Raw genomic sequence first — 26,718 nt, 5'->3', positions numbered from 1 at the left:
CCGTTCAGCCGGTACGCCGCCCGCTGTCGCCACCGGTCCAGCGGTAGCACAGCTCCGGGCGGCCGACGGTGCCGTACCGGGGTTCGCGGACGGCGAGCCCGGTGTCCACCAGGTGCTCCAGGTAGCGGCGGGCGGTGATCCGCGAGACCCCGGCCGCCGTACCCGCGGCGGCGGCGGACAGGCCGGTACGGGCCGCGCGCAGCACACCGGCGACGGTGTCCAGCGTCGGTGCGCTCAACCCCTTGGGCAGGGCGGTGCGTTCGGGTGCGCGGAGCAGCGCGAACGCCTGGTCGACCTCGTCCTGTCCGGTGGCCGGACCGGTGCGGGCGAGGGTGTCCCGGTAGCGGGCGTAGCGCTCCAGGCGGTCGTGCAGCGCGGCGGCGGCGAAGGGCTTCAGCAGGTACTGGACGACGCCCGCGGAGACGGCCTGGCGGACCATCGCGAGGTCGCGGGCGGAGGTGACGGCGATGACGTCGGTGGTGTGCCCGGCGGCGCGCAGGGTGCCGCAGAGCTGGAGGCCGTGGCCGTCGGGCAGGTAGAGGTCGAGCAGCAGCAGGTCGACGGGGCTCCCGGCGGCGCGGGCGCGCTCCAGGAAGCGCAGCGCCTGTGCGCAGCCGTGCACGGTGCCGACGGCCCGGAAGCCCGGTTCGCGTTCGACGTAGAGGGTGTGGGCCGCGGCGGCCACCGGGTCGTCCTCGACGACCAGCACGGAGATCCCGGGGCGCTCCGGTGGGCGCGGCGTACCGCTCACGGGGCCACCGCCAGGCGCCCGGGTCCGCGCCCGCGCTCCCCCGCGCCCTCGCACGCCGCCGCGCCGCCGCGTGCCGCCCGGTCGAGCGGCAGGCGGACGGTGAGGACGGCGCCGCGCTCCCGGCCGACCTCGACGGTGCCGCCGTTGCGCCGGGCGGCCTGCGCGACGAGCGCGAGCCCGAGTCCGCGCCCGTGGCCCCCGCCACGACCGTCCCCGCCCTCGTCCCCGTCTCCGCGCACGTCTCCGTCCCCGCCCCCGCGCCCGTCCCCGCCCTGCTTGGTGCTCCAGCCCCGCCGGAACACGTCGTCCACCGCGCCCGGGGCGATGCCCGCGCCGGTGTCGGCGACCCGCAGCAGCAGCTGCTCGCCGTCGATCCGGGCGGTGACGGTGACCTCCGGCGGCTCGGGGCTCTCGGCCACGCCCGCGATGGCGGCGTCCACGGCGTTGTCGATCAGGTTGCCGAGGACGGTGATGAGGTCGCGCGCGCTCAGGTGGGGCGGCAGCACCCCGTCGTCGATGGAGCTGTCGGGGGTGAGCGTCAGCTCCACGCCCCGTTCGGCCGCCTGGGCGGCCTTGCCGAGCAGCAGGGCGGCCAGCACGGGTTCGCCGACGGCGGCCACCACCCGGTCGGTGAGCCGCTGGGCCAGGGCGAGTTCGGCGGTGGCGAACTCCACCGCCTCGCGGTGGCGGCCGAGTTCGATCAGCGAGACGACGGCGTGCAGCCGGTTCGCCGCCTCGTGCGCCTGCGCGCCGAGTGCCTCGGTGAAGTCGCGCACCGAGTCCAACTCGCCGCTCAGCGCCTGTAGTTCGGTGTGGTCGCGAAGGGTGAGGACCCGGCCGAGCCCGGTGCCGATGGTCGAGGTGTTGAGCACGACCACCCGCTCGGCCGTCAGGTGCACCTCGTCGCGGACCGGCTCCGCCCCCGAGACGGCGGCCACCAGCGCCACCGGCAGGCCCAGCTCCGCGACCGGCCGCCCCTCCACCGGCCCGGCGAGGCCGAGGAGTTCACGCGCGGCGTCGTTGCAGAGCACCACCCGGCGGTCGCGGTCGAGCAGCACCAGCCCCTCCCGCACGGCGTGCAGGGTGGCCTGGTGGTACTCGTAGAGGTGGCTGAGCTCGGCCGGCCCCATGCCGTGGGTGTGGCGCCGCAGCCGGGAGTTGGCGAGGTAGGTGCCGATCCCGCCGACGACCAGCGCGCCCGCCGCGACGCCGGCCAGGGCCAGCAGCGGGCCGCGCAGCCGGGCGGAGATGGACTGCACGGTGATGCCCGCGCTGACCAGGGCGACCACCCGGTTCCGCTCGTCCAGCACCGGGGTGACCACCCGCACCGACGGGCCGAGCGTGCCGGTGTACGTCTCGCTGCGGGTCCGCCCGTCGAGCGCCCAGTCGATGTGGCCGAGGAAGGTGCGCCCGATCTGCTCGGGCAGCGGGTGGGTCCAGCGGACGCCTTCGGTGTCCATCACGGTGACGAAGGAGACCCCGGTGTCGACCCGCACCCGCTCGGCGTACGGCTGGAGCACGGCCGTCGGGTCGGGCGCGGTGACGGCGGCGAGGACGGCCGGGGAGTCGGCGACGGAGCGGGCGACGGCGGTGACCTGGCGGCGGGCGGCGTCCTCGGTGCGGTCGGCGGTGAACAGGTACGCGAGCACCGCCCCGCCGGCCACCACCGCGGCGACGATGACCACCTGGACGACGAAGAGCTGTCCGGCCAGGCTGCGCACCAGCCGGCGCGGCGGGGGGAGGGTTCGCGCGGACATGCCTGTCAGTGTGCACCACGGCCGCGGCGGCCCGGTGCGCCCGCGGTGTCCCGGCGTCCGCGTGAACTCTATGAACGCAAACGTGACCCGCGTCACGCCCGCCCGCATAGTCGGAGCGGCCCACCACCCGGGGCCGCCAGGACCGCACGGTCGCGCACCCTCACGAGCACCCCCACGCACGCACCGGCGCAGCAGCACGCCGGGCACGCGGGCGCTCGCGCGCCGGGCCCAGCAGTGGCGAAGGAGCCGCAGATGTCGATCACCGGACCAGGAGCAGGGCCGAGAGCCGGAGCAGCGCCGGACGCCGGAGCGACCCCCGGCGCGGGAGCGGCCCCCGGCGCGGGCGGCGCGGCGAAGGCCCCGAAGGACCGCACCCACTACCTCTACCTCGCCGTGATCGCGGCGGTCGTCGCGGGCGTGGTGGTGGGCCTGGCCGCGCCGGGCTTCGCGGTGGAGCTGAAGCCGATCGGCACGGGCTTCGTCAACCTCATCAAGATGATGATCAGCCCGGTCATCTTCTGCACCATCGTGCTCGGCATCGGCTCGGTGACCAAGGCCGCCAAGGTCGGCCGGGTCGGCGGCCTGGCGCTCGGCTACTTCCTCGCCATGTCGACCGTCGCCCTCGCGATCGGCCTGCTGGTCGGCAACCTGCTGGAGCCCGGCGGCGGCCTCCACCTGACGGCCGCGCTCGCCAAGTCCGGCCACGCCCAGGCCGCCGCCGGCGGCGCGCAGTCCACCGCCGACTTCCTGCTCGGCATGATCCCGACCTCCCTGCTCTCCGCCCTCACCGAGGGCAAGGTGCTGCAGACCCTGCTGGTCGCGCTGCTGGTCGGCTTCGCCCTGCAGGCGATGGGCCCGGCCGGCGCGCCCGTGCTGCGCGGCGTCGAGCACGTGCAGCGGCTGGTCTTCCGGGTGATGGCGATGATCATGTGGGTGGCGCCGGTCGGCGCGTTCGGGGCGATGGCGGCGGTCGTCGGCGCCACCGGCACCGCCGCGCTGAAGAGCCTCGCCGTCATCATGGTCGGCTTCTACCTGACCTGCGCGCTGTTCGTGGTCGTGGTGCTCGGCACGCTGCTGCGCCTGGTCACGGGCGTCAACATCTTCAGCCTGCTGCGCTACCTGGGCCGCGAGTTCCTGCTGATCCTCTCGACCTCCTCCTCGGAGAGCGCGCTGCCCCGGCTGATCGCCAAGATGGAGCACCTGGGCGTCAGCCGCCCGGTGGTCGGCATCACCGTCCCGACCGGCTACAGCTTCAACCTCGACGGGACCGCGATCTACCTGACGATGGCCTCGATCTTCATCTCCGAGGCGCTGGACAAGCCGATGTCGGTGGGCGAGCAGCTGTCGCTGCTGGCCTTCATGGTGATCGCCAGCAAGGGCGCGGCCGGGGTCACCGGCGCCGGACTGGCCACCCTGGCCGGCGGACTGCAGTCGCACAAGCCGGCGCTGGTGGACGGGGTCGGGCTGATCGTCGGCATCGACCGGTTCATCTCCGAGGCCCGGGCGATGACCAACTTCGCGGGCAACGCCGTCGCGACGGTGCTGATCGGGCAGTGGACCGGGGAGCTGGACCGCGAGCGGGCCCGGCAGGTGCTGGCGGGCGCGGTGCCGTTCGACGAGCGGACGCTGCTGGACACCGACACCCACCGCGCCCCGGCCACCGGGTCCGCGTCCCCGGATGCGCCCGATTCCGATTCCGCGCCCGCCGCCCCGGGCCCGGTACCGGTGGCCGCCTGAGCGACCCCGGCCACCCCGGCCACCCCGGCCGCTCCACCCCCTGACTCCCCCGGTCCGGCGCCCCGCCCAACCCCCCGGAAACGGCGCCGGACCGGGGGTTCCGCGTTCCCCGCTCCCCCTGCCCTCAGACCTCCTCAGACCTCCTCAGACCTCCTCGGACCCGCTGACCGCCCAGCTCAGGCCGGTCGCCGGGTCCTCCAGCGCGAGGTGCAGGTGCCGCAGCCGGTCCGCCGGGTCCTCCCAGGTGAAGCAGCGCATCCGCGCGACCAGCGCGCCCACCTCCCCCCGGTCCGCACACCCCGCCGCCCCGGCCCCGCTCATCGCCGCCAGCACCCGCCACAGCGCCAGCCGCCCGTGCGCCGCGCCGTGCGCCCGGTCCGCGACGCCCGCCTGCACCAGCGCCGGCCAGGCGAGCGCGAACGGCAGGTACCCGCCGGTGACCGCCCGCCCGGGCGCGAGCTGCGCGGCGGCCTGCGGCGCCGTTCCCCGCACGCAGACGGCCCGCGCCCACCCGGCCAGCTCGGCGAGCGCCCGGGTGGCCGGCTGCCCGGGCAGCCGGGCGCCGGGTTCGGGCAGCTCCACCGGGGCCAGGCCCTCCCGGTCGGCCGGCAGCGTCAGCAGCGCGCTGCGCGCCCCGCCGTCGCGCAGGTACTCCCGCACCGGCGCGCCCTCGCCCCGGCCCGCCGCCTCCCACGGCTCCAGCAGCAGCGGGACGCCCTCCCGGTCCGGCTCGGCGTCCCGGGAGAGGTCCTCGCCGAGCAGCACCCGGGTCTGCGCGACCAGCCGCCGCACCGGGGGCGGGCCGAGCAGCGGGGCGAGCCGCCGCCAGGAGTGCCGGGTCGCCAGCACCTCCCAGAGCGGGCCCGCGTCGTGGTCGGTGACGGCGGCGGCGGTGCCGGGGCCGCCGTCCGGGTCGAACAGCCGGGCGGCCACCTCGGGCGGCGCGGCGTACGCGATCAGGTGGCCGAGCGGGGCGGTCGCGGTGGCGGCCCGGCCCTGCACGGCACCGCCCGCCAAGCCGCCCGCAGGGCCTCCCGCAGGGCCTCCCGCAGGGCCGCCCACCCAACCTCGCGCAGGGCCTCGCGCAGGACCGCCCTCCCCCGGGTCGAACGCGACGGCGGCGGCGCGGGCCTGGCGGTAGGCGCCCAACAGTTCGATCCAACGGCCCTCATCCGCCAGCGAGCGGAGCCGGTGCTCCTCATGCGTGATCACGATTTTCAGCGTACGGGCGGGACCCGGGTCCGACCTGACAGACCGTCAGTCCGGCGCGCCGGAACCGGCCCCGAACCCGGCCCGGGCCCGGCCCCGTCGGCCGTCTCGCGCTCCCGTTCGAGGACGGTCCGCAGCCGGTCCAGCGCCCGCCGCCGGGTGAGGGCCAGGGTGGAGCGGTGCACGCCGAGCAGGGCCGCGGCCTCCTCCAGGCCGTACCCGTCGAGGTCGACCAGCAGGACGGCGCGGGCCTGCTTGGCCGTCAGACAGCCCAGCAGCCGGACGACCTCCCAGTGCGCCTGCAGCTCGGCCTGCCCGCCGGCCTCCGCGCCGAGCACCTCGGCGTCCTCCAGCGCCTCGAACGGCACCAGCCGGCGACGGTCACGGCGCCACTCGTCGCGCACGACGTTGACCATCACGGTGAACGCGTAGGCATAAGGCCGCGGATGGCCGAGAAAGCGGGCGGGCCGCCGGGCGATGCGCACATACGCCTCGTGGACGACATCCCCCGCACCGAACGGATTTCCGACCAGGCGGACGGCAGCCCGGTGCAGCCTGGGCAGCATTTCCGTGAACACCCGGTCGAATTCCGCCGATTCGGCGCCGGAACGGCCGTCCGGCCCCCCTTCGCCCCGACAACCCGGCGCGCTCCCCATGCCGCCCCCTCGGAATTCGGCACCCCGAAGCCCGGTTGGCCACCACCGACCGGAACACCCACGACGCGCCTCGCGTCATGGTTCGCCGTCCTCCTGCCCGCTGCGGCTCCCGGTAATGCGTCATCGCCCCCGAAGAGCCGGGAACGGGGGAATTCGGGAAGGGCGGTGCGGCATTCCGCGCCACCCTTCCGGAATTCCCCGCCCGCCGATCCAATCATTCGCGCGGCGTCAGCCGGACCCGCATCGGGCTCTTCACCTGGAGCGTGATGCCCTGGCTGAGCCGCACCCCGCGGTCGATCGCCTCCAGGTCGAACTCCCGCAGCAGCGAGCCCAGCGCCAGCACCGACTCCAGCATCGAGAAGTGCTGCCCGATGCAGGCCCGCGGCCCGCCCCCGAACGGGTACCAGGCGTACCGGTGCCGCTCCTTCTCGCGCTCGGGCAGGAAGCGGTCCGGGTCGAAGCGGTCGGGCTCCTCCCAGTGGCCGGGGTGCCGGTGGGTCACCCAGGGCGCCAGGATCACCTGGGCACCGGCCGGGATGACGTGCCCGTCGACCACCGACTCCTCCACCGAGCGGCGCCCCATCTGCGAGGCGGCCGGGTAGAGCCGCATGGCCTCCTTCAGCACCCGGGTCAGGTACGGCAGCGCCTCCAGGTCGGCGGCCCCGGGCTCGCGCCCGGCGAGCACCGCGTCCGCCTCCGCCCGGGCCAGGCGGCGCTGCTCGGGGTGCTTGGCCAGCAGGAACAGCGCGAAGGCCAGCGAGGTCGCGGTGGTCTCGTGGCCGGCGAGCAGGAAGATCAGCACCTGGTCGCGCAGTTCGTCCGGGTCGAGCCGCTCGCCGTCCTCGCCGCGGGCCCGGGTCAGCAGCTCCAGCAGGTCGTCCGAACCGTCCGGCCCGTCAAGCCCGCCCGGCCCGCCCGGCCCGTCCAGCCCCTCCAGCCCGTCCACGGCGCCGACGCCCGCCGTGCCGGACCGTTCCGCCCGCCGGGCCCGCTCGGCGATGATCCGGTCGCACACCGCGTACAGGTCGCCGCGCGCCTCGGCGCCGCGCCGGTTGGACGGGGTCGGCCAGGAGCGGGGCAGCCGGACCGGAGCGAACCCGCGTTCGAGGACGAATTCGCCTATCACCGGGAAGCTGCGGTGCACCACCTCCACTGCCGCCTCCACGTCCGCCCCGAACAGGATCCGGGACACCGTGCGCAGCGCGAAGCGCGACATCTCCTCGGCCACGTCGACCACGCCGCCGGGCACCGCCCGCCAGCGGTCGGCGAGCACCCGGCACTCCAGCCCGACGGCCCGCGCGTAGCCGTCCACCCGGCGGCGGGTGAACAGCGGCTGGATCAGCCGGCGCTGGCGCTGGTAGTCGCCGTCCTGGCTGGTGAGCAGGCCGTTGCCGAGGCTGGTCCGCAGTTCGTCGTAGAAGCTGTTGTCCTTGCGGAAGTTGGCGGCCTGGCTGCCGAGCACCTGGTGCGCGCCCTCCGGGGAGAACACGGCGTAGAACTCCGCGCGCAGCCCGGGCGGGCCGGCCGCGAAACGGACGACGTCGCCGTAGTCGCGGCGGGCGTCGAGGTACGTCCGCAGCGGGCGCCGCGTCAGGTCGAACAGCGAACCCACCAGGGGAAGTCCCAGCGGTCCCGGTATCCGCTTCGTGGCGGCGGCGGCAGCCGTGGCGGCAGCGGCGGTCTGTGTCATGTCCCCTCCTCGGTCGTGCTCCTCGTACCGACCCAACGTAACTGAGTGGTAATCAGAGCAGAAGGAGCGCACGGGGAGGCCCGGCGGGCGCCGGACGGCGCCCGCCGAATCGTTCACGCCCCCCTACTCGTACTCCGTACCGCCCTTGCGGATGAGGTGGGCGTCCCCGACCGCCTTGGCGATGGCGCGCCCGCCCACCACCGGGCTGTGGCGCTCGGCCACCGGCCGGACCACCACGCCCTCGCGTATGTGCAGTTCGCGCCCGGAGTCCGCGAGTTCGAGGGCGTTCGGGTGCTCCAGGACGGTCAGCCGCTCGGCGGTGACCCGCGGCGTGGACACCGGCGTACTCCTCCCCCATGCTTGTCGGCCGGCGTGCGCGCGGACCGAGGGGGCCACCCTCCCGTCCCGGCACGTCCGCGCGCGAAGGGTTCTCGGCGGACGCGCGGTGTCCTCGCGCCTTCCGACGGCCGGGACGCCGCCGGGGCGGCCCCTCGCTGGTGCGAGGGGACAGGCGAGGATCGGCCCGCATATGCGGCACTATGATCGGCATAAAGGCCGCAGCTGCGGCCATGGCCCGCGCCCTTCCGGCGCGACCAGGAGGGGAAGCCAAGGAATGACCATCCGCAGACTCACCGCCGCCGGCGCCGCGGCCCTCGTCCTCGCGCTCGGCGCCACCGCCTGCGGCAGCGACGGCGGCTCCGACGCCAAGAACGGCTCGGCCACGGGCTCGGCCACCGCCCCGGCCGCGGCGGGCGCCTCCGCCGGCGCCCCGAAGGCCTCAGGTTCGATCACCGTGTTCGCGGCGGCCTCGCTCAAGGAGACCTTCACCGACCTCGGCAAGAAGTTCGAGGCCGCCAACCCCGGCGCCAAGGTCGCCTTCAACTTCGGCGGCAGCTCCGCCCTCGCCACCAGCATCAACGCCGGTGCCCCCGCCGACGTCTTCGCCGCCGCCAGCCCGGCCACCATGAAGACCGTCGCCGACGCGGGCGGCGCCGCGGGCGAGCCGAAGACCTTCGTGCGCAACACGCTCGCCATCGCCGTCCCCAAGGGCAACCCCAAGCACCTCGCCGGCCTCGCCGACCTGGCCGCCCCCGGGGTGAAGGTCGCGCTCTGCGCCAAGGAGGTGCCCTGCGGCGCCGCCGCGCTGACCGCCCTCAAGGCCGCGAACGTCACCCTCACCCCGGTCACCCTGGAGCAGGACGTCAAGGGCGCGCTGACCAAGGTCGAACTGGGCGAGGTCGACGCCTCCCTCGTGTACCGCACCGATGTGCGGGCCGATGCCGGGAAGATCGACGGCGTGGACTTCCCCGAGGCCGCCCAGGCCGTCAACGACTACCCGATCGCCGCGCTGGCCAAGGCGCCGAACAAGGACGGCGCCGCCGCCTTCGTCGCCTACATCCAGTCGCCCGAGGCGCAGCAGGTGCTGACCGCGGCGGGCTTCCAGGCCCCGTGATCCGCCGCACCGGCCGCCGCCCCGGCCACCCCGCCGGCGGCGGCGCGCCGAAGGGCCCCGACGGCCCGCCGCGCCGCCGCGGCCGGCGCCGGGCGCACCGGGTGCCGGTCACCCTGCTGCTCCCGGCGCTGCTCGGGCTGGCGTTCCTCGTCCTCCCGCTGGTCGGGCTGCTGGTCCGGGCCCCGTGGAGCGCGCTGTCGGACCAGCTCACCAGCCCGCAGGTGTGGGAGGCGCTGCGCCTGTCGCTCGTCTGCGCGACGGCGGCCACCGGCGTGTCGCTGGTGCTGGGGGTGCCGCTGGCCTGGCTGCTGGCCCGGACCGAGCTGCCGGGCCGGCGGCTGGTCCGGGCCCTGGTGACGCTGCCGCTGGTGCTGCCGCCGGTGGTCGGCGGCGTGGCGCTGCTGCTGGTGCTGGGCCGGCGCGGCATCGTCGGCTCCTGGCTGGACTCGGCGTTCGGCCTGACCCTGCCGTTCACCACCACGGGTGTGGTGATCGCGGAGGCGTTCGTCGCGATGCCGTTCCTGGTGATCAGCGTCGAGGGCGCGCTGCGCGCCGCCGACCCGCGCTACGAGGAGGCCGCCGCGACGCTGGGCGCCTCGCGCTTGACCGCCTTCCGCCGGGTCACGCTGCCGCTGATCGCCCCGGGGATCGGGGCCGGCGCGGTGCTGGCGTGGGCGCGGGCGCTCGGCGAGTTCGGCGCGACGATCACCTTCGCGGGCAACTTCCCCGGCCGCACCCAGACCATGCCGCTCGCCGTCTACCTCGCGATGGAGTCGGACCCGCAGGCGGCGATCGCGCTGTCGCTGGTGCTGCTGCTGGTGTCGATCGCGGTCCTGGCCGGGCTGCGCGAGCGCTGGATGTCCACACCGTGACGCGCGCCGTCCTCCCGCCGGCCCGCCCGGGCCCCGTCTCCGGAAGCCCCTGCCGATGACTCCCCCCAGTGCACCGCCCACCGGGCCCGCCGCCGCTCCCGCCGCCTCCGGCCTGGACGCCCGACTGCGGGTCGAGCGCGCCGCGTTCACCCTGGACCTCGCGCTCACCGCAGCCCCCGGCGAGGTGGTCGCGCTGCTCGGCCCCAACGGCGCCGGCAAGTCCACCGCCCTGCGCGCGCTGGCCGGCCTGCTGCCGCTCGGCGACGGCCACCTGCGGCTGGACGGCCGCGTCCTGGAGGACCCGGCCCGGCGGCTGCACACCCCCGCCGAGGAGCGCCCGGTCGGCGTGGTCTTCCAGGACTACCTGCTCTTCCCCCACCTGAGCGCGCTGGACAACGTGGCGTTCGGCCCGCGCTGCCGGGGCCGCTCCAAGCGCGAGGCGCGCGCCGAGGCGGCCGGCTGGCTGGAGCGGATGGGCCTGGCCGAGCACGCGGGCGCCCGGCCGGGCCGGCTCTCCGGCGGCCAGGCGCAGCGGGTGGCGCTGGCCAGGGCGCTGGCCGTCCGGCCCCGGCTGCTGCTCCTGGACGAGCCGCTGGCCGCCCTGGACGCGCGGACCAGGCTCGACGTCCGGGCGCAACTGCGCCGCCACCTCACCGAGTTCGAGGCGGTCGCGGTGCTGGTGACGCACGATCCGCTGGACGCGATGGTGCTGGCCGACCGGCTGGTGGTGATCGAGGACGGGCGCGAGGTGCAGTCCGGCGCCCCGGCGGAGATCGCGCGCCGCCCGCGCACCGACTACATCGCGCGAATGGTCGGGCTCAACCTGTACCGGGGCACGGCGGACGGGCACCGGGTGACCCTGCCGCAGGGCGCCGTGCTGACGACGGACGAGGAGCTGTCCGGGCCGGCCTTCGTCGCCTTCGCGCCGTCCGCCGTGACCCTGCACCGGACGCGGCCGCAGGGCAGCGCGCGCAACGTCTGGGAGCTGACGGTGGCGGGCCTGGACCTGCACGGCGACCAGGTGCGGGCCGACCTGGCGGGCGCCGTCCCGATGGCCGCCGACCTGACGCCGGCGGCGGCCGCGGAGCTCCGGCTCGCGCCCGGCTCGACGGTCTGGGCCGCCGTCAAGGCCGCCCAGACGCACGCCTACCCGGCCTGAGGCTCACTGCGCCGCCGGCGATCCGACGCCTCCTCACGCCGTTCCCGGCCGCCTTCCATGTGCAACCCGCGAGTTGCACATGGCGGGCGGAACGTGCAACCCTCTTGCAACGGATCGAGGAGGTTCACGACATGGTCGCCGACAGCATCGAGCGGGAGATCACCATCGCGGCACCGCGCGAGCGGGTCTGGGAGGTGCTCACCCAGGCGGAGTTCCTGGGCATCTGGTTCGGCACGGGCGCTCCCGCGCACATCGACCTGCGCCCCGGAGGCCGGATGCTCCTGGACCACGGCGTCCACGGGGCGCTGCCGGCACTGATCGAGCGGGTGGACCCGCCGAGCGTCTTCGCCTTCCGCTGGTCGCAGGGCGCCGCGGGCGAGGAGCCGACCGGGGGCAACTCCACCCTGGTCACCTTCACCCTGGCCACCGAACCGGGCGACCACACACGGCTGCGCATGGTGGAGAGCGGCTTCGCCTCCCTCACCCTTCCCCATGAGACGGCCCGAACCCGTTCCCGGCAGAACGGCACGGGCTGGACCCGCAAGCTCACCGACCTCGCCTGCCACACCGAGCGCATCGCGCTCCGCCGGTGACGGCTGACAAATGACAGCTGACAGATAACAGATAACAGATAACAGATTTTGAAATCTGTCAGCTGTCAGCTGTCACCCGTCAGCCCCCGCAGGGCCGGATGGTCCGCCACCACCGTGCAGCTTCCCGGGGCGATCTCGGTGAAGCCCGCGTCCTGCACCAGCGGCAGTCCGCTCGCCACCAGGTCCGCCCACGCCTGCGGCGTCGCCGTGCGGACGGCGAGCGCGAAGCCGCTCTCCGCCCAGTCCTTGCGGTGCGCCTCGTCCAGCCGCCACCAGGCGAGCTGGGCGGCGTGGCCGGTCTGCGCCATGGTCTTGCCCGCGCTCATCTCCAGTTCCGGATTCAGCCAGAGCACCGGCACGCCCGGCGCCGGGGCGTCGAGGGGACCGCCCTCCTCCAGATCGGTGCCCGACACCTGGAGCTTGGCGAGCTCCTTCGGCCAGCCGTCCAGCGGGACCGGCGGGAACACCCGCACCTCCGCCTCCCGGCCGGCCACCGTGATCCCGGGCAGCTCGCCTGCCCGGCGCCACTCGCCGCCGCGCGCCCGCCGGACCACCTTGCGGATGCGCGCGTCCTCCCAGGCCGCGACCCGCTCCGCCCACTCCCCCTCCGCCTCGGCGACCCGCGGGTCGGCGAGCAGGGTCAGCACCGCGCGCGCCGAGGTCTCCAGCGCGTCGGTCCGCCCGGGCGGTGTCGCCCGCTCCAGCCGCACCACCAGCGGCAGCACGTACTGCGGCCGGGCGTCGCGGTCCTCGGGCGTCGGGTCGGGAGCGGGGGCGTCGAACGGAGAAGTCACCCGTCCAGCATGCCAGCCCCCGCACCGCCGTGATCACCGCGGTACCGGCCTCGGCCGCTCAGCGGCGGTAGCCGCGCTGCGCGTCCCGCTCCTCCGCGTCCTCGTAGGGCAGGAACCAGCCCTCCGGGTGGGTGGCCGTCAGCAGCAGCTCGGCACGCTGCTCCGCGGTCAGCTCCGGATCGCCGTCGTCCGGCCCGTAGACGCCGAACAGTTCGTCGTGGCAGCCGTCCCAGTCGTAGTCGTACAGGTCCGCCGGCAGGTCGCCCATCATGTCGGCGACCGACTCGGGCTGCGCGCCGAGCAGCGCCCGGGCGTCGACCAGCGCCATCCGCAGCGCGATCTCCTCCGCCAGGCAGCGCGGCAGCGGCCACTCGCCGAGCGCGAGGTCGTCGGCGAGGTCGTCGAAGGTGCGGGCCATGGCGCGGCGCCAGCCCCGGTGCAGCCGCCAGGTGCGCTGCGGCAGCCGCCCGAACACCGTCCAGTCGGCCTCCTCGCCGTCGGTGACCGGCTCGTCCTCGTGCTCGTCGAGGTCGTCGTAGGCGGCGTCGGCCAGCCCGAGCAGCTGGGCGTGCAGCAGGCAGGCGGTGCGCGGGGTGAGCGTCCAGTCGCCGGCCGCGCCGCCGCCCTCCTCCTCGTCGCCGTCCAGCGGGAACAGCTCGGCGAAGTCGGGCGCGAAGTCCTCGCTGACGCTGATCTCCAGCGTCCCGCCGACCGCCTCGACCCCCGGGATCGCCGCCACCAGCCGGTCCGGGTGGAGCAGCGCGCCGAGCGCCGCGTTGGCGTCCTCGGCCACCTCGCGCAGCAGCTCGCGGCGCTGCCCGGCCGGATCGATGCCCTCGAAGTCCAGTTCCTCGACGGCCGCGACGGCCGCGGCGCGCAGCGCCGGCCAGTTCGTGATCCGCAGGCCCAGCACCACCGTCGCCTCGATCTCCTGCGCGCCGGAGTCCTCCGCCGCGCCCGGCCCCTGTGGATGATCGCTTCGCTCGCCCATGGGGCTACGGTACGGCTTTTCGGCCCTCCGATCACCGGTCTGTTCCGGCTACCCTACGCGTTCTCGCCGTTACCGCCCCGCGCGTTCCCGCGCACGCCCCGCGTGCCACTGTTCGACGGCGTCCGAATTCCCGGCAGGATGGGCCCCATGGCAAACATCGACGAGTACGGCGGCGGGCAGCGCCCCGACGCCCAGGTGCTGGTAGTGACCACCAATGACATCCCCGGCTACCGGGTCGACCACGTGATCGGCGAGGTCTTCGGCCTGACCGTGCGCAGCCGGCACATCGGCAGCCAGATCGGCGCCTCGCTGAAGTCGCTGGTCGGCGGTGAGCTGCGCGGCCTGACGAAGACCCTGGTGGAGAGCCGGAACGAGGCGATGGAGCGGCTGGTCGAGCAGACCAAGGCGCGCGGCGGGAACGCGGTGCTGATGTTCCGGTTCGACGTCACGGAGGCGGCGGACGTCGGCACGGAGGTCTGCGCCTACGGCACGGCGGTGGTGATCTCCCCGGCCACGGCCTGACAGCGGGCCGGGCGGGCGGTGTTCCCGCAGACGTCCGCGGGAACACCGCCCGCCCGGCGAATGTTTCACCGGCGTGACTGTTTACGGTGCAACGACCGACGGCGCGGCGACCCGCGGCACCACCGCGCCGGGCGACGCGGGACGCCGGGTGGACGTCCTGGTGATCGGCGCGGGCCAGGCGGGCCTGTCCGCCGCCTACCACCTGCGCCGCCGCGGCTTCGCGCCGCACCGCGCGGACACCGACGGCGGGTTCGCCGTCCTCGACGCCGACCGCGCCCCCGGCGGCGCCTGGGCCCACCGCTCGCCGTCCCTGCGGATGGCCACCGTGCACGGCTTCCACGACCTGCCCGACTTCGAACTCCCCGAGCCCGACCCGAACGCGCCCGCGCGCGAGGTCGTCCCGGGGTACTTCGCGGCGTACGAGGCGAAGCACGCGCTCCCCGTCGTACGCCCCGTCACGGTGCTGGCGGTGCGCTCCGAGTCCGCCCGGCCGGACGCCCGGCTGCTGGTCGAGACCGACTCCGGCACCTGGTCCACCCGGGCGCTGATCAACGCCACCGGCACCTGGACCAGGCCCTTCCTCCCCCACTACCCCGGCCGCTTCGCCGGGCGCCAGCTGCACTACGCCGCCTACCGGGGCCCGCAGGAGTTCGCCGGCAAGCGGGTGCTGGTGGTCGGCGGCGGGGCCTCGGCGGTGCAGGTGCTGTCGGAGGTCGCGGCGGTCGGCGAGACCGTCTGGGTCACCCGCACCCCGCCCGTCCACCACGACCGCCCGTTCACCCCCGAGTACGGGCGCGCGGTGGTCGCCAAGGTCGAGGAGCGGGTCCGCCAGGGGCTGCCGGTGCGCAGCGTGGTGAGCGTCACCGGGCTCGGCCCCTCGGTCGCCTACCGCCGGGCCGAGGAGCTGGGCGCGCTGCACCGCCGCCCGATGTTCGACCGCCTCACCGAGCACGGGGTCGCCTGGGGCGACGAGGAGCTGGCCGTCGACGCGATCGTCTGGGCCACCGGGTTCCGCCCCGAGGTCGGGCACCTCGCGCCGCTCGGCCTGCGTGCCCCCGGCGGCGGCATCGCCCTCACCGGCACCCGCGCCACCGCCGACGCGCGGGTCCACCTGGTCGGCTACGGCCCGTCCGCCAGCACCGTCGGCGCCAACCGGGCCGGCCGGGCGGCGGTCAACGACCTCGTCCGGCTGCTCGGCGCCCCGGCTCCGGACGGCGTCGGGGCACCGGCGTAGCCGCGGCGGCGGCCCGGCTCCGAAGTCCGGACCGGCGGCCCGAACCGGCGGCCCCGACCGGCCACGCCGGTCAGCGGTCGTAGTCGACGGTCACCTTGTCCGTGACCGGGCGGGCCTGGCAGGTGAGGACGTAGCCGGCCGCCAGCTCCTTCTCCTCCAGGGCGAAGTTGCGGCGCATCGTCACCTCCCCCTCCGTCACCAGGGCGCGGCAGGTGCCGCACACCCCGCCCTTGCAGGCGAACGGCAGGTCCGGGCGGGAGCGCTGGGCGCCGTCCAGGATCGACCGGTCGCGCGGCAGGGCGAGCGTGCTGCCCCGCCCGTCCAGGACGACGGTGACCTCGCTGCGCGCGGCGCCGTCGACGCCGTCCGCCGCACCGCCCGGGGCGTCCTCCGGGCGCTCGGCGACCGGCTCGTCCTCGGCGTGGAACAGCTCCTGGTGCACCCGCTCCGCCGGGACGCCCAGCGAGGCCAGCAGTTCCTTGGCCCCGGCGACCATGCCGAACGGCCCGCAGAGCCACCAGTGGCCGACCGCCGCCGCGTCCACCAGCGCCGCCAGCAGCACCGCGACCCGCTCCGGGTCCAGCCGGCCGCTGAGCAGTTCGGCGTCCCGGGTCTCCCGGGAGAGCACGTGGACCAGCTGGAAGCGGCCCAGGTAGCGGTCCTTCAGGTCGGCCAGCTCGTCGGCGAACATCACGGTGTCGCTGCGCCGGTTGCCGTAGAGCAGGGTCACCGTGGAGGTGCGGTCGGCGGCCAGTACGGAGGCCGCGATCGACACCATCGGCGTGATGCCGGAGCCGGCCGCCAGCAGCACGTGGTCGGCGGGCTCGGCGAGGTCCGGGGTGAACAGGCCGGACGGCGTCAGCACCTCCACCTCCTCCCCCGGCCGGGCGTCGCGCACCAGCCAGCGGGAGAACAGCCCGCCCGGCACCTCGCGCACGGCGATGCGCAGCGGACCGCCGACGGGGGCGCAGATCGAGTACGAGCGGCGCTCGTCGACACCGTCCACCACCCGGCGCAGGGTCAGCGTCTGCCCCGGCCGGAACGCGAACGCCTCCGCGAGCCCGTCCGGCACGGCGAAGGTCACCGCGACGGCGTCCTCGCAGAGCCGCTCCAGCCCGGCGATCCGGAGCGCGTGGAAGACCGGCCGACGGGCGGGGCGCACGGCGGGCGGGCTCGGTGCGGTGGCGGGGGCGGTGGCGGTGGCCGGCGCCGGCGTCGGGGCCGGGGCCGGCGGGACGGCGGGGGAAGCGGCGGACGAGGCGGACGAGGCGGCGGCCATTCAGATCTCCTTGACGCGTTCGAAGGGCTCGCGGCACTCCCGGCAGCGCCACAGCGCCTTGCAGGCGGTCGAGCCGAAGCGGGACAGCTCCTCGGTGTCGGTGCCGCCGCAGAGCGGGCAGGCGACGGGCACCACGGCGGCGGTCCCGGCGGCGGCCCCGGCAGCTACCCCGGCGGCGGTCCCTGTGGCCTTCCCGTCCGAGGCGAGCCGGGTCCGCCCGAGGGCCACCGGGGTGCTCCCGCCGGCGGTACCGCCGCCCGGGAGCACCCCGGGCCTGGGCGGGGCGATACCGGCCTCGGCCAGCTTGCGCCGCCCCTCGGCGGTGATCAGGTCGGTCGACCAGGGCGGGTCCAGCCGCAGCCGCACCCGGACGTCCGCGAACCCGGCCGCGCGCAGCCGCCGGTCCACATCGGCGGCCATCTCGGCGACGGCGGGGCAGCCCGAGTACGTCGGGGTGAGCCACGCGGTCACCGTGGCGCCGTCCTCCTCGACCCCGGCCAGCACGCCCAGGTCGGCCAGGGTCAGCATCGGCAGCTCCGGGTCCGGCACGGCCGCCGCCACCGCCCAGGCCGCCCCTCCCGACGCGCGTGTCCCGGCCACGGCCGTCACCACGTCGCGCCCGGGTGCGCGCGGGCCAGCACCTGCAGCTCGGCCAGCAGCGGGCCCAGCGCCTCGGTGTGCACCCCGTCGCGCCCGGCCCGGCCACCGACGGCCGCCAGCCCCGGCACGTCCGGCACCGTCAGCCCGGCCTCCGCGCACACCGCCGCCACCGAGCGCAGCACCGGCTCGCGCAGCACCGCCGGGTCCACCCCGACCCGCAGCTCCACGGGGTGCGCGGTGAACAACTCCTCCACCAGCGGCCACACCGCGTCCAGCCCGGCCTGCATCCGCGCCGCCGAGTACGGCGTGCCGTCGCCCAGCCGCAGCGTCCACGCCGTGGCGTACTCGCGGTGGTACGCCAACTCCTTCACCCCGCGCGCCGCGACCGCCGCCAGCACCGGATCGGCATGGCCGGCCAGCCCCTCGTAGAGCGCGCCGCGGGCCGTGGCGAACAGCAGCAGGCGGGCGATCGAGTACGCGAAGTCCCCGTTCGGGGCCTCGACCAGGCGCACATTGCGGAACTCGTGGTCCTCGCGCCAGTACGCCAGGTCGTCCTCGGTGCGCCCGGAGCCGTCCGCCTGCCCGGCCCGGGTGAGCAGCTGGCGGGCCTGGCCGAGCAGGTCGAGGCCCAGGTTGGCGAGCGCGACCTCCTCCTCCAGCTCCGGCGCGCGGGTGCACCACTCGATCAGCCGCTGGGCGAGGACGAGCGCGTCGTCGCCCAGCATCAGGCAGTAGGCCGCGAGGTCGGCGCCGTCCAGACCGGGCGGCACGGCGGTGTCCACGCCGAGCAGCGGGTCGGCGAAGCCCGTCCCGTACGCCCAGCGGCCCTCGCCCTCGGGCTCGGGGGACGCCTCGGCGAGGCTCAGGTACACGTGGTCGTCGGTCATGGTTCGGCTGCTCCCGGTCAGATGTGCGGGACATCCTCGGGGATGTCGTAGAAGGTCGGGTGGCGGTAGACCTTGTCGCCGCTGGGCGCGAAGAAGGGGTCGCGCTCGTCCGGGGTGGAGGCGGTGATCGCGTCGGAGCGGACCACCCAGAGGCTGACGCCCTCGTTGCGGCGGGTGTAGAGGTCGCGGGCGGCGAGCAGGGCCATCCGGTCGTCGGACGCGTGCAGCGAGCCGACGTGCACGTGGTTCAGGCCGCGCCGGGGGCGCACGAACACCTCGTAGAGCGGCCAGCCGGCCTTGGACTCGGTCACTTTCCGTTCTCCTGTTCCGCGTGCTGTCCGGCGTCCGTACGCGTGCCGCTCTCGGCACACGCGGCGCCCGTGCCGCTCTCGGCGCGGCGCTTCGCCGCGTACGCCGTGGCCGCCTCGCGCACCCACGCGCCGTCCTCGTGCGCGGCCCGCCGCCGCTCCATCCGCTGGGCGTTGCACGGGCCCTCGCCGTGGATCACCCGGTTCAGCTCCGACCAGTCCGGCTCGCCGAAGTCCCAGCCGCCGCGCTCCTCGTTCCGGCGCAGCTCCGGGTCGGGGAGGGTGACGCCGAGGTGCTCGGCCTGCGGGACCGTCATGTCGACGAAGCGCTGCCGCAGCTCGTCGTTGGTGTGCCGCTTGATCCGCCAGGCCATCGACCGGGCGGTGTTCGGCGAGGCGGCGTCCGAGGGGCCGAACATCATCAGCGACGGCCACCACCAGCGGTCCACCGCGTCCTGGACCATCCGGCGCTGGGCCTCGGTGCCGCGCATCAGCGTCATCAGCAGCTCGTAGCCCTGGCGCTGGTGGAACGACTCCTCCTTGCAGATCCGGACCATGGCGCGGGCGTACGGGCCGTAGCTGCACCGGCAGAGCGGGACCTGGTTGCAGATCGCGGCGCCGTCGACCAGCCAGCCGATCACGCCGACGTCGGCGAAGGTGAGCGTCGGGTAGTTGAAGATCGACGAGTACTTCTGGCGGCCGGAGATCAGCTTCCCGGTGAGCTCGGCGCGGTCCACCCCGAGGGTCTCGGCGGCGGCGTACAGGTACAGGCCGTGGCCGGCCTCGTCCTGGGCCTTGGCGAGCAGGATCGCCTTGCGCCGCAGGGAGGGGGCGCGGGTGAGCCAGTTGCCCTCGGGCTGCATGCCGATGATCTCGGAGTGCGCGTGCTGGGCGATCTGGCGGACGAGGGTGGCCCGGTAGGCGTCGGGCATCCAGTCGCGGGGCTCGATGCGCTGCTCCGCGGCGATGACGGCCTCGAACGCCTCCTCGGGCGACGCCCCGGGCCGCTCGGCCACCTCTGCTGTCACCACGGTCCCCTTTCGCCGGCTGTGTCCTCGCCCGGTGCGGTCGGCGCCGTCCGCCGACGGCAACCGACCAACCGTTCGGTCGGTACCCATTGTGCGCGGCGCGGGGGCGGCTGACAAGGGAGCACCGCCGATGGCGGGCGGTCGCGGACGGTCGCGGACGGCCGGTGCGGGTCCGGTGCGGGTCCGGCGCGGGCACCGGTCGCGCGGGGCGGAAAACCGGTGGCCCGCGCCCGGCCGGCGGGACAGACTCCCGGCATGACGCTGCACACGGACGAGATCCCGGCGGACGAGCACCTCGTCCGCTCCCTGCTGAAGGCGCAGCGGCCGCAGTGGGCCGGCCTCCCCCTGGCCCCGGCGGGCGCTGGCACGGACAACACCATGTACCGGCTCGGCGACGAGCTGCTCGTCCGGCTGCCGCGCACCCCGGACGGCGCCCGGTCCGTGCGGAAGGAGCAGGAGTGGCTTCCGCGGCTGGCCCCGCTGCTCGGCCGCGCCGTCCCCGTGCCCGTCCACCGCGGGACGCCCGCCGCCGCGTTCCCGCTCGCCTGGTCGGTCCACCGCTGGATCGACGGCGCGGAGGCCGGGCCGTCGAGCGTCCGGGACTGGGCCGCCTTCGGCAGCGACCTCGCGGCGTTCGTGCGGGAGCTGCACGGCCTCGACCTGATGGGCGCCACCCGCGCGGGCGACCTCAGCTGGTACCGGGGCGGCTCGCTGCGGGACGGCGAGGAGTGGATCGGCCGGTGCCTCGCCGACTGCCGCGCGCTCGCGGGGGCCGGCGGGAGCGGGGAGCTCGACGTCGACGCGCTGGAACGGCTCTGGCGGGCCGGTCTCGCGCTGCCGGATCCGTCCGGGCCGCACGTGTGGCTCCACGGCGACCTCAAACCCACCAACCTCCTGGTCCGGGACGGCGCGCTGCACGCGGTCATCGACTTCGGCTGCCTGTCGGTCGGCCACCCGCACGCCGAGCACGCGACCGTCTGGGACCTGCCGCCCGCGGCGCGACGGGCCTACCGGGACGCGCTGGACCTCGACGAACCCACCTGGGTCCGCGCCCGTGCCTGGGCGATCGCGGTCGGTGCCGGCGGGATCTCCTACTACTGGCACACCTTTCCGGCCTTCGTCGCCGAGTGCCTGGCCCGCCTGCGGGCGATCCTCGCCGAGGCCTCCGCCTCCTCTTCCGCTGATACCGACACCGACACCGACGCCGCCGGGCCCTCGGTCCGGGGCCCGGCGGCGTCGCGTGGCGGGGCCGTCACGCCGTCATGAACTCCCGCACCCGCAGGGCCCGCCTAACGATCCGGACGTCGCCGATGTACCCGTGGAACACCTTGTCCAGCACCCCCGCGTACGCGTAGCCGCCCAGCATCCACGGGCGCCCCAGCGTGGCCAGCCCCACGGCCGGGGTCGCCGGGTTGCGGGCCACCTCGCAGCCGTCGACGTACATCCGGCTGAGCTTCCCGTCGTTGACCACCGCGACGTGCCACCACCGGTCCAGCGGCAGCTGGTGGCCCCAGCAGGTCGAGGCCCCGGTCTGGTCGAGCGGGTAGACGCACCACTGCAGCGCGGGCGCCTCGGAGAGGCTGAGCGTCACGACGGGCTCGTCCGCGTCCGTGCCCGGGCCGCTCCGGCCCGCCTCGCCCGCCGTCCCCCACCGGCTGAGCAGGGCCGACCAGCGGCTCTGCCCGGAGTCCCAGTCGGCGGGCAGCTTGCAGAAGGCCTCGACGGTGAACCCGCGCTCGAAGGTCTCCCGGTTCAGCGGCGCGGTGGGCGCGGTCTCCAGGTAGGCGCCGCGCACCGGCGAGCCGGTGCCCTTGAACAACAGGCTGCCGTGGGCCGGCTGGTCCGGGTGGTGCTCGGCGGACCAGGTGAGCGCGTCGTCGGGGGTGCCCGGGGCGCTGCGCCGGAGCAGGTCGTTGCCCTGCCCCGTCAGGTCCTTGACGACCTGCTGCGCAGAGACCGCCGTGCCGTCGCCGCCGCCGTCGAAGCGCCAGTACGCCGCGGTGTCCCGGACCAGCAGTTCGGCCGCCCGGCGCGCCGGGCGCCGCGGGATCGGCGCGAAGCCGGCGAAGCGCCGGTCGAAGTCGATCGCGAGCGAGAAGCGGTCCACGTCCGAGGTCAGCTCGACCTGCTGCGCCGCCAGCGTGTTGCGCTCCTCGGCCGCGATCTCCTGGATCCACGGCGAGAAGGTCGACACGTCGACGGTGTTCCGGTCGAGGTCGAAGCGGTACGCCCGGATCATCGCGGCGCCGCCGTAGTAGCGGTCCTGGTAGTTGGTGATGTGGACGTGCACGTCGTGGCCGGCCTTGTTCTGCAGGACGGTGCGGCCGGGCGGCCAGTAGTGCCCGTTGACGGTGAGGAAGATCTGGTCGTTGCCGCTGATCAGCCGCTCCCAGAGCTTCCTGCCGTAGCCGGACAGCTCGGCCCGGCCGCTGTCGTCGGCGTACGCCAGCTCGTGGGTGGTCAGGATCACCGGGACCTTCGGGTTCGCGGCGATCACCGCGTTGGCCCAGTCGAAGCCCGCGTCCGAGAGTCGCCAGTCCAGCGAGAGCAGCATCCACGGGCGGCCACCCGCCGTGATGATGTGACAGGTGTTGTAGCCGTCCGGGCTGGAGCTGTGGTAGCCGGAGGTGCGGGCGGCCCGCGCCTTGCCGAAGGTCTCCAGGTACGGGGTGCTGCCGCGCCGGTCGTCGGTCGAGGAGCGGACGTCGTGGTTGCCGGCGAGCACGCCGTAGGCCGCGCCGGCGTCGTCCAGCGGACCGAAGACCTTGGTGACGGCGGCGTATTCGACGGCCAGCCCGTTCTCGGTGACGTCGCCGAGGTGGGCCAGGAAGACGATGTTGTCGTCCGTCCCGTCCTCGCGGTTGACGCCGCCGTCGAGCACGTAGCGGATCGAGGCCTCCACCGGCGCCGGGTGGATCCGGTCCTGGTCGAACAGGTACTGGGTGTCCGGCATGACGACGACCGTGAACCGCCGGGCGTCCGGGTCCGGCTGCCAGCGGCCCTTCCCCTTGGCCTTCCCCGCCTTCCCCGGTTCCGCGACGGCCCTGCCGGACGGCTCGGACCCGGCCGCCTGCGCGGGCGCCGCGCCGAGCAGGCCGAGCCCCGCCGTCCCGACCCCGGCGCCCAGCAGGCCCGCCCCGCGCAGGAACCGGCGACGGCCGGCCGCGGCCGGCCCGTCCCCGTCGAGGTCGGCGGTCCGCGGGCACTCGCACTCGCGCTCGTGCCCGGACTCGTGGATGTCGTGCATGTTCGCTCCCGGAAGTGGTCAGGGCCCTGACGGTACGTACCGGGTCTGGTCGGCGATCATCGACGGAGCCACGCGCCGCTGAACAGCGGCCGAACCCGGCGGACGGCAGGTCGGCGGGGCGGGCGCGAACGCGGGCGCGGGGCGGGCGCGGGCGCGGGTTCAGCGCCGGGCGGACAGCTCCTCGGCGCGCGCCGCCCGCTTGGCGAACACCTCCGCCTCGCGCTCCTCCATGCGGCGCAGCGCGGTGCGCCGGCCCCGGGCGGAGAGGCGGTCGATGTAGAGGACGCCGCCGAGGTGGTCGCTCTCGTGCTGGAGGCAGCGCGCGAAGTAGCCGCTGCCCTCGATGACCAGCGGCCGGCCGTCGAGGTCCCGGCCGCGGACGACCGCCGTGTCCGGACGGGCCAGCTCCAGGTACGGACCGGGGACGGAGAGGCAGCCCTCCGCGGTGTCGACGAGCCGGCGCGCCCCGGCCGGCAGTTCGTCGAGCACCGGATTGAGGATGTGGCCCACGTGGCGGACGCCGTCCTCGTCGAAGCAGTCCCAGACGAAGGCCCGGAGGTCGACGCCGATCTGGTTGGCCGCCAGCCCGACGCCCTCGGCGACCCACATGGCGGCGAACATGTCGTCGATCAGCCGGGCCAGCTCGGGCGTGCCGAACTCGCCCTCCGTCACGTCCCGGCACCGCCGGTGCAGCACGTCCTCCCCGACGACGGTGATCCGCCGCACCTCGCCCCGCAACGTCTCCGGCGGCACCTCCGGGTACCCGCTCACGACCTCGCCCTGCACCCGCACCTGCCCCCGGACCCGCACCGCCCGCTCCACCGGCTCCCCCGACTCCCGTCGCGCCACGACCGTCTCCCCTCCGTGTCATCCGCCTCACGGCACCCCATCCGGTGCCGCCGGCACCGGCCCACTCTCCCACACTTTGCAAAGTATGCACTTTGCAAAGTGTCGTACGAGGCTCGCCATCGGTGCCGCGCGGTACCGTCGAGAACCACGTTCTACGAGTTCAACGCCCTTCTCTCGGTGTGTCGATGCGCTCTGGACTTGCCAAAGCACTTTGCAAAGCCTCATCTTTGCAAAGTGACCACCCACAACAGTCCTGCCGAACCGACCACCCTCCCGGCCGAGGCGCCGACCCGGCCGCTGGCGCACCACGCGGTCCGCGCCGGGCTGCTCGACCTGATCGCCGAGTGGGGCAGCATCACCTCGAACCAGGCCGCGCAGATGCTCCGCCAGAGCTCGGGGACGTGTTCCTTCCACCTGCGCCAGCTGGCCCGCTACGGGCTGATCGAGGAGGCGCCGACCGGGGACGGCCGCTCGCGGCCGTGGCGGCTGCGCTGGGAAGGCTCGCTCATGCCGCCCGGTTCGGCCGAGGAGCCGGCCGGCCGGGCCGCGCGCGACCTGACCCCCGAACTGGCGAGCGACCTGGAGGACGGCAGCTACCGGCACTGGCTCGCCAACCGGTCCGCCGCGCCCGCCGAGTGGCAGCGGGACCAGACCTCCAGCGACGTCCTGCACCTCACCGCCGACGAACTAGCCGACCTCGGCGCCGCCGTCCGCGCCCTGCTCGCGCCCTACCGGCAGCGCGAGCCGCGCACGGGAACCCGCCCCGTGGCGGCGGTCACCCGGCTCTTCCCGCTGCTCGCGGACGGCCCGGGGGAAGCGCAAGGGCACTGACGGACGGCGGTCGGCAGATCCCAGAACCTGCCGACCGCCGTCCGGGCCGACTACCCGCCGACCGTCAGTCCCTCGGTCATCGGCCGTCGATCATCGGTCATCGGCCGTCGGCCTCGGTCATCGGCCGTCGGTCATCGGTCATCGGCCGTCGGCCGCCGACCGTCGGCGGCCGCGGCGGGCCGTCTCCCGCGGCCTCGCGCTCACCCCTCCGAGCGGTCGCGCAGCCGCGGGAGCGGGACGGCCAGGAGCGCCGCCAGCAGGGCGATCCGCGGCGCCAGCTGGTCGATGCGGATGTGCTCGTGCCGGGCGTGCGCACCCCCGCCGACGGCGCCGAAGCCGTCGAGCGTGGGCAGCCCGCGCGAGCCCGGCAGGTTGGTGTCGCCCGCGCCGCCCGCCGGACCGCCGTCCAACGGCTGTCCGAGCACCGCCGCGAGGGACCGGACGTGGCGCAGCAGCGGGTTGGCGGAACGCTCCGGCCAGGCCGGACGGCTGGACAGCACCTCGGTCCGCACCCGGGCGCCGGGCCTGAGCGCGGTCAGCCGGGCGAGGTTGTCGAGGGTGCGGCGTTGCGCCTCGGTGGTGGAGAAGCGCAGGCCCAGTTCGGCCTCGGCCCGGCCCGCGACCACGTTGGCGCGGCTACCGCCGCTGATCCGGCCCGCGTTGAGTTCGGTGCCGGGCAGGCTGACCAGTCCGCGGACGGCGACCAGCTGGTCGACGAGTTCGTCGACCGCCGACACCCCCTCGGCGGCGTCGTTGCCCGCATGCGCCTCGCGTCCGGTGACGGTGAGCCGGACGCGGGTGGAGCCGCGGCGGGCGGTCTTGAGCCGACCGTCCGGGTGCGGGGGTTCCAGGCCCAGCACGGCGCCGGCGCCGCGCAGTTGGCGTTCGACGAGGCGGCGGCCGTCCGGGCTGCCGACCTCCTCGTCGGAGACCACGACCAGACGGACGGTGCGGTGCGGGCGTTGGCCGAGGTCGGCGAGGAGCGCGAAGGCGCCTTCGAGGATCGCGAGTCCGCCCTTCATGTCGACCACGCCGGGTCCGCTGAGGGTGCCGTCCCGTTCGGTGACCGGCCAGTCGTTGAGGATGCCGGCGGGCCAGACGGTGTCGTGGTGGCCGACCACGAGCAGGTGCGGCAGGCTCTCGTCCCGGCCGTCCCACTGGAGGACCAGGTGGTCGCCGGCCGGACCGGGCTCGCGCTGGACGGTGGCCCCGGTGGCGCGGAAGCCCGCGGCCAACTCCTCGGCGAGGGCATCGAGTCGGGGTGCGTCTCCGCTGGGGGATTCGATCCTGGCCAGGTCCGCGCAGCGTCTCCGGACGGCTCCGGCGAGGGTGCGGGCGCGGGTGGTGAGGGCCTGGGGCAGACCGGGAAGCGCGGCGGTGGGGCCGGGTTGGCCCTCGCTGTCGGGGACGGCCGGAGTGTGGGGGGCCGCTGCGACGGGTGGTGCGGCGGCGGGGGCGGGGGTGGCCGGGGCGAGGGCGGTTCGGGCGGTGCCGGTTCTGGTCGTGCCGGGCACGGCCGCGCCGGGTGCGGCGTCGGCGGTCCTGGTCGGGCCGGCCGTGGTGACGGCGGAGGCGGTGGCAGCGGCGGGAGTGGAGACGGCGGCGGAGGCGGTCGCGGTGGCGACGGTGGCGACGGGGGCGACGGCCGGGACGGCCGGGACGGGGGCGGCGGGAGTGGTGCCGGTTCCGGTGATCGTGCCGGTGGCGCCCTGGGTGGTGGCGGCGGCAATGGCGGTGGGAGCGACGGCGGTCGTGGGGTCCGCCGTCGCGGTGGACGGGCGGACGGCTTGAGGACTCAACGCTCGCCTCCCCGGCCGCCGCCGGTATACAGCGGCCGGTCGGGTCGGCCGAGCCAGGTCTCCGCGCGGGCGGGCCCGGCCGCGACGGCGGGACAGCGGAAGAAGGGGCCCTCCGGTCCAAGTGCGCTGGAACGGCTGGGCGGCGTGTGTGGCATGTGCGTCCTCCTCGCTCGATCCGGTGGCCCCGATCGTCCCGGGGCCTCCGTGGACGGCGGCTTCCCTTGCGGCGGGCACAGAACGGCGTACCACCGCAGGGAAGCCGAGATGTGAGCCTAGAAGAACCGTTCGGTTTCCTGCGAGGTGGCCCTGCTCCCAGCGTGCCGAAGGCGGGATCCGTCCCGGCGCGCGGCCGCGGGAGGCGGTCGGCGCACGGCGTGCGAATCCGGCCCGGCGCGCGGGCGCGGTCGCCGGATCGCGCCCACCTCCACCATGGACCCGGGGCGGTGGTTCGGCAGCGCGGGACGCCAAGGCG

At 75.6% G+C, this 26,718-nt stretch carries 24 protein-coding genes and 1 pseudogene; 9 read left to right on the top strand and 16 right to left on the bottom strand.

The window, feature by feature from the left end; genetic code table 11:
- Nucleotides 1–4 precede the first annotated feature (4 nt).
- Both ACFCLZ_RS30625 and ACFCLZ_RS30620 read right to left on the bottom strand, forming a co-directional pair.
- On the bottom strand, nucleotides 5–751 hold the full coding sequence (locus ACFCLZ_RS30625) for a response regulator (protein ID WP_380281130.1): 747 nt from the start codon (nucleotides 749–751) through the stop codon (nucleotides 5–7).
- Nucleotides 748–2,508 carry an ATP-binding protein gene (locus ACFCLZ_RS30620; protein ID WP_380281129.1) on the bottom strand — a complete coding sequence of 587 codons (1,761 nt, stop codon included), beginning with the start codon at nucleotides 2,506–2,508 and terminating at the stop codon, nucleotides 748–750. Before ACFCLZ_RS30620 ends, ACFCLZ_RS30625 begins: the two co-directional genes overlap by 4 nt.
- Nucleotides 2,509–2,760: 252 nt before the next feature.
- Here ACFCLZ_RS30620 and ACFCLZ_RS30615 point away from each other — a divergent pair, with 252 nt between their 5' ends.
- Complete coding sequence (locus ACFCLZ_RS30615) at nucleotides 2,761–4,245, top strand: cation:dicarboxylate symporter family transporter (RefSeq protein ID WP_380281128.1); 1,485 nt, start codon at nucleotides 2,761–2,763, stop codon at nucleotides 4,243–4,245.
- Between the two features lie 144 nt (nucleotides 4,246–4,389).
- Here the strand turns inward: ACFCLZ_RS30615 and ACFCLZ_RS30610 are convergent, their stop codons facing one another.
- The 4 genes and pseudogenes from ACFCLZ_RS30610 to ACFCLZ_RS30595 form a co-directional block, all read right to left on the bottom strand.
- A complete protein-coding gene (locus ACFCLZ_RS30610; protein WP_380281127.1) occupies nucleotides 4,390–5,262 on the bottom strand; it encodes a hypothetical protein in 873 nt (290 codons plus the stop codon).
- A 200-nt stretch (nucleotides 5,263–5,462) separates the two neighbouring features.
- Nucleotides 5,463–6,032 (bottom strand): RNA polymerase sigma factor, encoded by a 570-nt coding sequence (locus tag ACFCLZ_RS30605; RefSeq protein WP_380281126.1) that lies wholly within the window; start codon nucleotides 6,030–6,032, stop codon nucleotides 5,463–5,465.
- A gap of 292 nt (nucleotides 6,033–6,324) precedes the next feature.
- Nucleotides 6,325–7,800 (bottom strand): cytochrome P450, encoded by a 1,476-nt coding sequence (locus ACFCLZ_RS30600; RefSeq protein WP_380281125.1) that lies wholly within the window; start codon nucleotides 7,798–7,800, stop codon nucleotides 6,325–6,327.
- 123 nt (nucleotides 7,801–7,923) lie between these two features.
- Nucleotides 7,924–8,067 (bottom strand): annotated as a pseudogene (locus tag ACFCLZ_RS30595) (RNA ligase (ATP)); the annotation flags it as partial.
- A 346-nt stretch (nucleotides 8,068–8,413) separates the two neighbouring features.
- On the opposite strand from ACFCLZ_RS30595, the gene modA reads away from it, so the two are divergent.
- From modA to ACFCLZ_RS30575, 4 genes are all read left to right on the top strand, one after another.
- Nucleotides 8,414–9,253 carry a molybdate ABC transporter substrate-binding protein gene (gene modA / locus ACFCLZ_RS30590; protein WP_380281124.1) on the top strand — a complete coding sequence of 280 codons (840 nt, stop codon included), beginning with the start codon at nucleotides 8,414–8,416 and terminating at the stop codon, nucleotides 9,251–9,253.
- The gene (locus ACFCLZ_RS30585) at nucleotides 9,253–10,125 is read left to right on the top strand and encodes an ABC transporter permease (protein WP_380286333.1); all 873 of its coding nucleotides are present in this window, start codon (nucleotides 9,253–9,255) and stop codon (nucleotides 10,123–10,125) included. Before modA ends, ACFCLZ_RS30585 begins: the two co-directional genes overlap by 1 nt.
- A 55-nt stretch (nucleotides 10,126–10,180) precedes the next feature.
- Nucleotides 10,181–11,284 carry an ABC transporter ATP-binding protein gene (locus tag ACFCLZ_RS30580; protein ID WP_380281123.1) on the top strand — a complete coding sequence of 368 codons (1,104 nt, stop codon included), beginning with the start codon at nucleotides 10,181–10,183 and terminating at the stop codon, nucleotides 11,282–11,284.
- Nucleotides 11,285–11,415: 131 nt separating this feature from the next.
- On the top strand, nucleotides 11,416–11,877 hold the full coding sequence (locus tag ACFCLZ_RS30575; RefSeq protein WP_380281122.1) for an SRPBCC domain-containing protein: 462 nt from the start codon (nucleotides 11,416–11,418) through the stop codon (nucleotides 11,875–11,877).
- A gap of 65 nt (nucleotides 11,878–11,942) precedes the next feature.
- Here the strand turns inward: ACFCLZ_RS30575 and ACFCLZ_RS30570 are convergent, their stop codons facing one another.
- Nucleotides 11,943–12,671: an aminoacyl-tRNA hydrolase gene (locus tag ACFCLZ_RS30570; RefSeq protein WP_380281121.1), complete on the bottom strand. Its 729-nt coding sequence runs from the start codon at nucleotides 12,669–12,671 to the stop codon at nucleotides 11,943–11,945.
- A 58-nt stretch (nucleotides 12,672–12,729) separates the two neighbouring features.
- Nucleotides 12,730–13,662 (bottom strand): hypothetical protein, encoded by a 933-nt coding sequence (locus tag ACFCLZ_RS30565; protein WP_380281120.1) that lies wholly within the window; start codon nucleotides 13,660–13,662, stop codon nucleotides 12,730–12,732.
- Nucleotides 13,663–13,809: 147 nt separating this feature from the next.
- Between ACFCLZ_RS30565 and ACFCLZ_RS30560 the strand changes: the two genes are divergently transcribed.
- On the top strand, nucleotides 13,810–14,184 hold the full coding sequence (locus ACFCLZ_RS30560) for a YbjQ family protein (RefSeq protein WP_045938048.1): 375 nt from the start codon (nucleotides 13,810–13,812) through the stop codon (nucleotides 14,182–14,184).
- 148 nt (nucleotides 14,185–14,332) lie between these two features.
- Entirely contained in the window at nucleotides 14,333–15,418 is a 1,086-nt protein-coding gene (locus ACFCLZ_RS30555) for an NAD(P)-binding domain-containing protein (protein ID WP_380286332.1), read from the top strand.
- 70 nt (nucleotides 15,419–15,488) lie between these two features.
- Here the strand turns inward: ACFCLZ_RS30555 and paaE are convergent, their stop codons facing one another.
- The 5 genes from paaE to paaA are packed head-to-tail and all read right to left on the bottom strand — an operon-like array spanning nucleotide 15,489 to nucleotide 19,583.
- A complete protein-coding gene (gene paaE / locus ACFCLZ_RS30550; RefSeq protein ID WP_380281119.1) occupies nucleotides 15,489–16,697 on the bottom strand; it encodes a 1,2-phenylacetyl-CoA epoxidase subunit PaaE in 1,209 nt (402 codons plus the stop codon).
- Entirely contained in the window at nucleotides 16,698–17,297 is a 600-nt protein-coding gene (gene paaD / locus ACFCLZ_RS30545) for a 1,2-phenylacetyl-CoA epoxidase subunit PaaD (RefSeq protein ID WP_380281118.1), read from the bottom strand. It lies immediately after the preceding gene.
- Between the two features lie 5 nt (nucleotides 17,298–17,302).
- Entirely contained in the window at nucleotides 17,303–18,184 is an 882-nt protein-coding gene (gene paaC, locus ACFCLZ_RS30540) for a 1,2-phenylacetyl-CoA epoxidase subunit PaaC (protein WP_380281117.1), read from the bottom strand.
- A gap of 17 nt (nucleotides 18,185–18,201) precedes the next feature.
- Entirely contained in the window at nucleotides 18,202–18,495 is a 294-nt protein-coding gene (paaB, locus tag ACFCLZ_RS30535) for a 1,2-phenylacetyl-CoA epoxidase subunit PaaB (RefSeq protein WP_344330439.1), read from the bottom strand.
- Nucleotides 18,492–19,583: a 1,2-phenylacetyl-CoA epoxidase subunit PaaA gene (gene paaA / locus ACFCLZ_RS30530; RefSeq protein ID WP_380281116.1), complete on the bottom strand. Its 1,092-nt coding sequence runs from the start codon at nucleotides 19,581–19,583 to the stop codon at nucleotides 18,492–18,494. The genes paaB and paaA overlap by 4 nt, the downstream gene beginning before the upstream one ends.
- Nucleotides 19,584–19,775: 192 nt before the next feature.
- Here paaA and ACFCLZ_RS30525 point away from each other — a divergent pair, with 192 nt between their 5' ends.
- Complete coding sequence (locus tag ACFCLZ_RS30525; RefSeq protein ID WP_380281115.1) at nucleotides 19,776–20,786, top strand: aminoglycoside phosphotransferase family protein; 1,011 nt, start codon at nucleotides 19,776–19,778, stop codon at nucleotides 20,784–20,786.
- Here the strand turns inward: ACFCLZ_RS30525 and ACFCLZ_RS30520 are convergent.
- On the bottom strand, nucleotides 20,773–22,767 hold the full coding sequence (locus ACFCLZ_RS30520) for a LamG-like jellyroll fold domain-containing protein (RefSeq protein WP_380281114.1): 1,995 nt from the start codon (nucleotides 22,765–22,767) through the stop codon (nucleotides 20,773–20,775). The two genes, ACFCLZ_RS30525 and ACFCLZ_RS30520, sit on opposite strands and share 14 nt — an antisense overlap.
- A gap of 159 nt (nucleotides 22,768–22,926) precedes the next feature.
- Nucleotides 22,927–23,553 carry a peptide deformylase gene (gene def / locus ACFCLZ_RS30515; protein WP_380286331.1) on the bottom strand — a complete coding sequence of 209 codons (627 nt, stop codon included), beginning with the start codon at nucleotides 23,551–23,553 and terminating at the stop codon, nucleotides 22,927–22,929.
- 297 nt (nucleotides 23,554–23,850) lie between these two features.
- On the opposite strand from def, the gene ACFCLZ_RS30510 reads away from it, so the two are divergent.
- Nucleotides 23,851–24,447 (top strand): winged helix-turn-helix domain-containing protein, encoded by a 597-nt coding sequence (locus tag ACFCLZ_RS30510; protein WP_380281113.1) that lies wholly within the window; start codon nucleotides 23,851–23,853, stop codon nucleotides 24,445–24,447.
- Nucleotides 24,448–24,647: 200 nt separating this feature from the next.
- Here the strand turns inward: ACFCLZ_RS30510 and ACFCLZ_RS30505 are convergent, their stop codons facing one another.
- Entirely contained in the window at nucleotides 24,648–26,246 is a 1,599-nt protein-coding gene (locus ACFCLZ_RS30505; protein WP_380281112.1) for a M20/M25/M40 family metallo-hydrolase, read from the bottom strand.
- Between the last annotated feature and the right edge of the window lie 472 nt (nucleotides 26,247–26,718).

This window comes from Kitasatospora purpeofusca, assembly GCF_042691725.1.
Taxonomy (GTDB): domain Bacteria; phylum Actinomycetota; class Actinomycetes; order Streptomycetales; family Streptomycetaceae; genus Kitasatospora; species Kitasatospora purpeofusca_B.
This window is presented reverse-complemented; position numbering and strand designations above follow the sequence as displayed.

Bases quoted from the DNA above. Each gene is read 5' to 3' on its own strand.
- ACFCLZ_RS30600 (WP_380281125.1), bottom strand. From the start codon at position 7,800: ATGACACAGACCGCCGCTGCCGCCACGGCTGCCGCCGCCGCCACGAAG.
- ACFCLZ_RS30565 (WP_380281120.1), bottom strand. From the start codon at position 13,662: ATGGGCGAGCGAAGCGATCATCCACAGGGGCCGGGCGCGGCGGAGGAC.
- ACFCLZ_RS30520 (WP_380281114.1), bottom strand. From the start codon at position 22,767: ATGCACGACATCCACGAGTCCGGGCACGAGCGCGAGTGCGAGTGCCCG.
- ACFCLZ_RS30580 (WP_380281123.1), top strand. From the start codon at position 10,181: ATGACTCCCCCCAGTGCACCGCCCACCGGGCCCGCCGCCGCTCCCGCC.
- ACFCLZ_RS30560 (WP_045938048.1), top strand. From the start codon at position 13,810: ATGGCAAACATCGACGAGTACGGCGGCGGGCAGCGCCCCGACGCCCAG.
- ACFCLZ_RS30525 (WP_380281115.1), top strand. From the start codon at position 19,776: ATGACGCTGCACACGGACGAGATCCCGGCGGACGAGCACCTCGTCCGC.
- ACFCLZ_RS30575 (WP_380281122.1), top strand. From the start codon at position 11,416: ATGGTCGCCGACAGCATCGAGCGGGAGATCACCATCGCGGCACCGCGC.
- paaE (WP_380281119.1), bottom strand. From the start codon at position 16,697: ATGGCCGCCGCCTCGTCCGCCTCGTCCGCCGCTTCCCCCGCCGTCCCG.
- modA (WP_380281124.1), top strand. From the start codon at position 8,414: ATGACCATCCGCAGACTCACCGCCGCCGGCGCCGCGGCCCTCGTCCTC.
- ACFCLZ_RS30620 (WP_380281129.1), bottom strand. From the start codon at position 2,508: ATGTCCGCGCGAACCCTCCCCCCGCCGCGCCGGCTGGTGCGCAGCCTG.
- paaC (WP_380281117.1), bottom strand. From the start codon at position 18,184: ATGACCGACGACCACGTGTACCTGAGCCTCGCCGAGGCGTCCCCCGAG.
- ACFCLZ_RS30615 (WP_380281128.1), top strand. From the start codon at position 2,761: ATGTCGATCACCGGACCAGGAGCAGGGCCGAGAGCCGGAGCAGCGCCG.